Here is a 7507-nt window from a genome sequence, read left to right as displayed (position 1 = left end):
AGAACCCTCGAAGAGACGGATAGAAACGACAAAGTGACGGAAAGAACCCCCGGAAGAGACGGATAGAAACGTCAAAGCGACGGAAAGCCGCCCCGAAATGCCGGATAAAACACTCGAAGCGACGGATCGCCACCTCGAAATGCAGGACCGCTTTATTTTGAGTGAACGACTCTTACGCTGCTTTTAGCGTTCATCAGTATTAATTCATTTACTATTGACTCCATCTTTTTTCACCAATGTGATATCGCGAAGTCCTTTTATAGATGTTGCCCCCGCTAATGCGATTGAAACTTTTAATTCATCATATAAATTCGTCATTACTTTTTCGACTCCTTGCTGTCCTGCTAATGCAAGTCCGTAGACGAAGGGGCGACCGATGGCAACTGCATCTGCTCCTAAAGCGAGTGCTTTAAGAGCATCCATACCACGATATACACCGCTATCTAAAATAACAGGAATTTGCCCATTTACAGCTTTCACAATGCCAGGAAGTGCATCAAGTGAACCAATTACGCCATCCAATTGGCGGCCACCATGGTTGGATACGATAATTCCGTCAATGCCGTTTTCTATAGCTAGTTTTGCGTCTTCAGGATGTAAGATTCCCTTTAACAAAATAGGGAGATTCGAACGGCGCTTTAATTCACGTACATTGTCCCAATTTAATGTTGGATGGAATATATTTTGCAACACGCCTTGTACATATGACTCAAATGAATCATCTGGTAAGGAAGCAGTAAAAATAGGGTCATTCATATAGTTTCCTCGTGCATACCCAAGCTTTAATGGTGAAAATTGATTGCGAACATCTTCTTCACGCCAGCCAAGCATGACTGTATCTACAGTTAAAACGATAGCCTCAAAACCGGCAGCCTCGGCTCGAGCGGCCATACTATAGGCAATTTCCTCATTTGTTGACCAATATAATTGAAACCATTTAATAGCAGTGGGAGCTGTTTGTGCCACATCCTCGAGTGCGTAGCTTGAAACTGTGCTTTGAATATAAGGGATTTTTAATTGATCAGCTGCACGTGCTACGGCTAGCTCTCCTTCGTCATGCGCCATTCTGTTCATGCCAACAGGAGCAAATAAGAACGGAGTTGGGTGTACTTTTCCGAACAGTTCAATTGATGTATCAATACTTGAAACATCCTGTAAAAAGCGTGGAATAATAGAGTATTTTTCAAAGGCTGTACGGTTATTCCTTAATGTTTGCTCACCGCCAGCGCCTGAACGGATGTAACCAAACGGACCAGCTTCCATTTTTTCTGCAACTGCCTTTTCTAAATCTGCAAAGCAAATAGGAAAGGGGGCTTGTGCATTAATATTTTTTAATAGTAGATCGCTATGTGTTGTCTTTGTCATCATAATCCTCCTACTAATCTTTTTTTAACTTCGCAGCAAAGCGGTTACCTATTGATTGAATAATCTGAACAAGAATGATTAAGATAAACACTGTCGCATACATTACATCGACCTCATAGCGTAAATGACCGTAACGGTATGCGAGATCACCTAGACCACCAGCACCAACCATTCCTGCCATTGCTGTTGCTCCTATAAGACCGATTGTGGCAATCGTTAAACCTAAAATAATGGATGGGCGCGCCTCTCGTAATAAGACATTCCAAATAATATGACGACGTTTAATACCCATTGCTGTATAAGCTTCCACCACACCTGGATCAACTTCTAAAAGTGCCGTTTCCATAAGTCGCGCAATATAAGGCGTTGTATAAACAACAAGCGGTACAATAACACCTTTTACACCAATAGTTGTGCCGACGATTAGCTTCGTAAACGGTAAAATGAAGAATAGTAAAATAATGAACGGTACAGAGCGGATAATATTAATAAATAAATTGAAAAATTGATAGAGAAATTTATTTTCAAACGATTGTCCTGGGCGAGTTAAAACAATTAAAAGCCCTAATGGGATCCCTATTAAAATAGAGAAAAATAATGAAATCCCGACCATTTGGAAGGTTTCGATAATGGATTTCCCAATAACATCTGACCAATCTGCAAAGAAGCTTTGAATGCTATTCATTTAATTCGCCTCCTAATTCCTCAACGCTTACTCCGTTTTCTGTAAAATACTTAAGTGCTTTTTCTACGATATGTGCTTCACCGTGTAGATGCACGACAATATTACCGACAATGCCGTTTTTTAATTCAATGATATTGGCGGTTAAAATATTCGGTTGAACATCATAAACTTTACTCACTTCTGCTAGTAATGGTTTCCCTGTACTTTCACCAAGGAATGTTAAACGAATAACACTTCCTGAAACATTTAATTGCTCGATAAGGGAAGGGGATAAATTACGTTGAGAAATGGTATTTAAAAACTTTCGTGTCGTTGGATGCTGAGGCTTTGAAAATAGGTCTATAGCAGAGCCGTATTCCACAACCGCCCCTGATTCAAGAACAGATACATCGTCGCAAATTTTTTGAATAACATTCATTTCATGTGTAATGAGTAAAATAGTGATGCCTAGCTCGCGATTAATTTTCAAGAGAAGCTCAAGAATGGCGTCAGTTGTTTCGGGGTCGAGTGCACTTGTCGCTTCATCACTGAGCAAAATCTCAGGCTCTTGGGCAAGGGCACGTGCAATAGCGACACGTTGCTTTTGACCACCTGAAAGCTGGCTAGGATAGCTATCTAATTTCTCTGTTAGGCCAACAATTTCTGCATATTTTGCAACGCGTTTTTTCACTTCGGAGTCGTTATAGCCTAGAAGCTTTAATGGTACCGAGATATTGTTGTAAACAGTCGCTGTTTTTAAAAGGTTAAAATGCTGGAATATCATCCCGATTTTTTGACGAGTTTTGCGAAGGTCGTTTAGAGAAAGGGAAGTAATATCTACATGATCGATTAATACCTTTCCTGTTGTTGGACGTTCTAATAAATTGACACAGCGAATAAGAGTACTTTTTCCTGCACCACTGTAGCCAATAACCCCATGAATTTCACCTTTTTTGACATGCAAGTTAATACCATCTACTGCTTTGACGATACCATTTTTAGTTTTAAATTCTTTTGTTATATTTTCTAGTTGAATCATACGGTGATATCTCCTTTCTTAGTCCTTCTATAAATCAAGAATCTGCTAGCTTTCCTGTAGGAGTCCCGCAGATTCTTGATTTTATGAATGGTCCTTAATCGTCACTTACCAGCTTGGAATTACAGAGCCTTGGAATTCTTTTTCAATAAAATTGCGTACCTCATCAGATTGATAAGCTTCAACAAATTTTTTGATCGTTGGGTCATCTTTGTTTTCGGCACGTACTACAATGTAATTCACATATGGAGAGTCCGTAGATTCTAAAAGAATGGAGTCTTTTTTAGGATTAATGCCAGCATCAAGAGCGAAGTTTGTATTAATAGCTGCTACATCTACTTCACTAAGCTGTTTTGGAATTTGTGCAGCCTCTAATTCAATGAATTTCAAATTCTTTTTGTTTTCTTCCACATCGCGAATAGATGCTGTTAAGTCTGCACCGTCTTTTAATTTAATATAGCCCGCCTCTTGAAGGACAAATAGAGCACGAGCCCCGTTTGTTGGATCATTTGGTAATCCGAACGTTGCACCATCAGGAACGTCATCAAATGATTTATATTTCTCAGAGTATATGCCTAGAGGATTTAAAATTGTTTTTCCAACTGGCACTAAATCTGTATTGTGATCTTTGTTAAATGTCTCGAGGAATGGCTTGTGTTGATAACTGTTTACATCAAGATCGCCCTCTGCTAACGATGTATTTGGTAAAACATAATCAGAGAAAGATTTTACTTCTACCTCTAAGCCATTTTCTTTGGCAACTTTTGCTACAACCTCAGCAATTTGTTCGTGTGGACCAGAAGTTACACCTACTACAATCTTATTTTCATTAATAGCCTTACTTTGACTATCCTTACTATTTTCTTTAGTACCACAGCCTACTAATGCTGCTACTAATGTGAGACTTGCTAAACCTAATAAAATTTTATTTTTCTTTTTCATGAAACATACCTCCAAAGTTTTTTTATCGGTTTTTGAAAATAAAAAAAACTCTCTTAAAAAAATTAAGAGAGGCTCATAAAAAAGTGTCCTCTCTTATCTTTCAAACGATGATCGTTTGCAGGATTTAGCACCTTCCTTAAAAAAGGAGGTTGCCGAGCTTCATAGGGCCAGTCCCTCAGCTACTCTTGATAAGAGATTTATAATATTTTTTTGTAAATCCGATAGAACTAATATAAATTATAGGATATAGTAAGTCAATTGAATTTTTAAAATTTTTTATTTTGTTATAATATTTAGTTGCGAAAGAATCCGCAAGAAAGAGACAAAACTGTTCCCATAGCAAGTTTGAGCTAATGGAACAGTTTTTCGGGTAGAGTCTACTTCATGAGTTAAATAAGTTTAATTTTTCAATTCTACTGATCGCTTCACGTAAGCGGTCTTCGCTAACAAGTAAGCCAACCCGCACATAGCCTTCACCATATTGACCGAAGCCATTGCCTGCAGCTACTGCGATATCAGCTTTGTCGAGCAATAAATCGGCAAATTGTTCACTCGTAAAACCTAATGGAACAGGGAGCCATGCAAAGAAAGAGCCTCTCGGTGCTGTTACTTGCCAACCAATTCGCTGAGCTTCTTCGATCAGTACGTTTCGTCGACGCTCATAAGTCGCACTTAGCTTATCCACGCAACTCTGGGAAGCAGTAAGTGCAACTGCCGCGGCTTGTTGCACGGCAGGGAATTGACTACAAAATAGATGATCTTGAATAAGGTTAATGGCTGCAACAATATCAGGGTTACCAACTGCAAAACCAATGCGCCAGCCTGCCATATTATACGTTTTGGATAATGTATACATTTCGATACCGACATCTTTTGCACCGTCAGCTTGCAGGAAGCTGATAGGTTTATTGCCGTCAAATCCAATCGCCCCGTAGGCAAAATCATGTGCTACGATAATATTGTGCTCTTTTGCAAAGCGTACTGTTTCCTCGAAAAATTCAAGTGTTGCAGTACCGCCAGTTGGGTTATTCGGGTAATTCAAGTAAAGCATCTTCGCCTTTTCTTTTACTGCATCGGATAAAGCATTATAATCAGGCAGAAAATGATTTTCTGCAAAAAGAGGCATAACTTCAAAATTAACATCACCTAATACGACACCTGATAAGTAATCTGGATATCCAGGATCGGGTAATAGCATAGTATCACCGGGGTTTAAAACGGCTAACGGTAACTCAACAAGACCAATTTTCGTACCACCAAGAATAGCTACTTCTGTGTCAGGATCAATGTCAACATTGTATTCGCGTTTGTAGAAACTTGCAGCTGCTTGGCGTAATTCTGCTATGCCACGAAATGGAGAGTATTTATGATTTTGAGGATTTTCTGCCGCCTCCTGCAATGCTTTAATAATATGTGGAGGAGTGGGTTGATCTGGATTACCTTGACCAAGATTAATAACATCACGCCCTTCAGCAAGAGCAGCGTTTACTTTTTGCACAAGTGCTGCAAAAAATTGAGTTGGAAGTAGCTGTAGTTTTTTTGAGAATTCCATGCATGTCCACCTTTTTCAGAATATAATAATTATTAAAGATATGATGCACATAATATTACTTTTTTTAGTAATTGTCTAGAGCCCAATAGTTTATGAGGTGAGGAAAATTGAACAAAGTCTCGTATTTTATCGTCAATGCTTTTACTACAGAGCTTTACAAGGGAAATCCCGCAGCAGTCTGTTTACTTGATTCACCAATACCTGAGTCGACCATGCAGAAAATTGCTCAGGAGATTCCCGTACCAACAACAGCTTTTGTCCAAAAGAAGGATCATGATTTTTTTCTTAGATGGTTTACGCCAGCAAAGGAAATACCAATTTGTGGACATGGAACAATCGCTAGCGCTTTTTTACTTTGGAAACAAGGAATTGTACCCGTCAATTCTTCGATTACATTCCAGACTGTAAGCGGTCCTTTGCAAGCAAATTGGTTGAATGAACTAGTTGAAATAACAATTAAGAAGTACCAGTTAGAAGAGATTGAATGTCCTTTGGAGCTTGAGGAATGGCTTGGTGTGAAACCAACATATGTAGGGAAAACAGAATTGGATTATATAGTGGAGCTAAGTCACGAAGAGTATATTGCAGATTTCAAAGCTGATTTTCATGCGATGAAACAGTTCCCGGTACGTGGTGTTTGTATTACAAGTCGTTCTAAAGATGAGGGAATTGATATAGTCTCAAGATTCTTTTCTCCAGCACAAGGCATTGATGAGGATCATGTAAATGGTTCCACTCATGGTGCGCTAGGACCTTACTGGTGTGAAAAATTATCAAAAGAAAGTATCGTTAGCAAACAGCTTTCAAAACGTGGTGGATTATTGTACGTTACACCAAAAATAAAAGATGTGGCAATTGCGGGTTCGGCTGTTCAAGTATTGAGTGGTGAAATATTAATCTAAATATTTGAGCTTAAACCATGGAAGTAAGGTTGATTTATTGTAGTATAAATACAGAACAGTACTGTCTAGAGGAGGAATAGTAATGAAGATTGGTTGTATCCAATTAAATGTAGGTTTTGGCAAAGTAGAAGAAAATTTTGCTCGCGCTGAGGACAAAATTCGTGAAGCGGCAAAACAAGGTGCAGAAATTATTGTACTACCAGAAATGTGGAATTCAGGCTATGCTCTTGAAAAATTATCAGAGCTTGCAGATGTGGATGGAGAGCGTTCGAAAGCATTTTTATCAAACCTAGCGAAAGAGCTTGGCGTACATATTGTTGGTGGCTCTGTTTCAACGAAGAAGGGCGATAAATTTTACAACACGATGTATACGTTTGATAAAAATGGAGAGTTAGTAGGTGAATATAACAAGGCACATCTTTTCCGTTTGATGGACGAGCATTTATATTTAGAAGCTGGGGATGAGATGAATCGCTTTGCACTTGGAGAAATCGAGGCTGCAGGCGTGATTTGCTACGATATTCGCTTCCCAGAATGGCTACGTGCTCACGCCTTAGAAGGTGCAAAGGTCTTGTTCGTACCGGCGCAATGGCCGACACCGCGTATCGATCATTGGAAAACATTGTTGCAAGCACGTGCCATTGAAAATCAATGCTTTGTGATCGCTGTTAATCGCATTTCTAGAAAGGTAGAAAACTTCAATGGTCAATCAATGATTATTCAACCATGGGGCGAAGTGCTGTGGGTTGGAGCAGAGGACGAAGAAGTAGCTGTCATCGACGTGGACTTTTCAATTGTCGACGAAGTACGAGGCCGAATTCCTGTTTATGACGACCGCAGACCAGGATTATATAACGGAGTAGTTACCGAAAACTAAAATCTGCTAGCACGCTCAAGGAGCAAAGCGATGTTGAGCGTGCTAGGCATGGTGAACATCGCTGATAAAGTAGCGAACATCGCTGATAAAGTAGCGAACATCGCTGATAAAGTAGCGAACATCGCTGATAAAGTAGCGAACATCGCTGATAAAGTAGCGAACATCGCTG

7 protein-coding genes and 1 riboswitch are annotated in these 7507 nt (G+C 39.5%); of the genes, 2 read left to right on the top strand and 5 right to left on the bottom strand.

Going from position 1 to position 7507, the window contains the following annotated elements:
* Positions 1–204: 204 nt before the first annotated feature.
* The 5 genes from ACIQ7T_RS12825 to ACIQ7T_RS12805 all read right to left on the bottom strand — a co-directional run bounded on the left by ACIQ7T_RS12825 (position 205) and on the right by ACIQ7T_RS12805 (position 5559).
* Complete coding sequence (locus ACIQ7T_RS12825; protein ID WP_402870786.1) at positions 205–1365, bottom strand: alpha-hydroxy acid oxidase; 1161 nt, start codon at positions 1363–1365, stop codon at positions 205–207.
* A 13-nt stretch (positions 1366–1378) separates the two neighbouring features.
* Positions 1379–2050, bottom strand: a complete 672-nt coding sequence (locus ACIQ7T_RS12820; protein ID WP_370083709.1) for a methionine ABC transporter permease — start codon at positions 2048–2050, stop codon at positions 1379–1381.
* Positions 2043–3068 (bottom strand): methionine ABC transporter ATP-binding protein, encoded by a 1026-nt coding sequence (locus ACIQ7T_RS12815; protein WP_370083707.1) that lies wholly within the window; start codon positions 3066–3068, stop codon positions 2043–2045. Before ACIQ7T_RS12815 ends, ACIQ7T_RS12820 begins: the two co-directional genes overlap by 8 nt.
* A 105-nt stretch (positions 3069–3173) precedes the next feature.
* Positions 3174–4007 (bottom strand): MetQ/NlpA family ABC transporter substrate-binding protein, encoded by an 834-nt coding sequence (locus tag ACIQ7T_RS12810; protein ID WP_370083705.1) that lies wholly within the window; start codon positions 4005–4007, stop codon positions 3174–3176.
* Positions 4008–4097: 90 nt separating this feature from the next.
* Positions 4098–4202, bottom strand: a riboswitch (SAM riboswitch).
* Between the two features lie 187 nt (positions 4203–4389).
* Positions 4390–5559 carry a pyridoxal phosphate-dependent aminotransferase gene (locus ACIQ7T_RS12805; protein ID WP_402870781.1) on the bottom strand — a complete coding sequence of 390 codons (1170 nt, stop codon included), beginning with the start codon at positions 5557–5559 and terminating at the stop codon, positions 4390–4392.
* Positions 5560–5666: 107 nt separating this feature from the next.
* Here ACIQ7T_RS12805 and ACIQ7T_RS12800 point away from each other — a divergent pair, with 107 nt between their 5' ends.
* Both ACIQ7T_RS12800 and ACIQ7T_RS12795 read left to right on the top strand, forming a co-directional pair.
* Entirely contained in the window at positions 5667–6461 is a 795-nt protein-coding gene (locus ACIQ7T_RS12800) for a PhzF family phenazine biosynthesis protein (RefSeq protein ID WP_402870778.1), read from the top strand.
* Positions 6462–6543: 82 nt separating this feature from the next.
* Entirely contained in the window at positions 6544–7338 is a 795-nt protein-coding gene (locus ACIQ7T_RS12795) for a carbon-nitrogen family hydrolase (protein ID WP_402870775.1), read from the top strand.
* The last annotated feature ends 169 nt before the right edge of the window (positions 7339–7507 follow it).

Origin of the sequence: Lysinibacillus sp. NPDC096212 (assembly GCF_044763105.1) — a bacterium.
In the GTDB taxonomy this organism is placed as follows: domain Bacteria; phylum Bacillota; class Bacilli; order Bacillales_A; family Planococcaceae; genus Lysinibacillus.
Note: the sequence above shows the minus strand (reverse complement) of the source record. Positions and strands in the feature narration are given on the sequence as shown.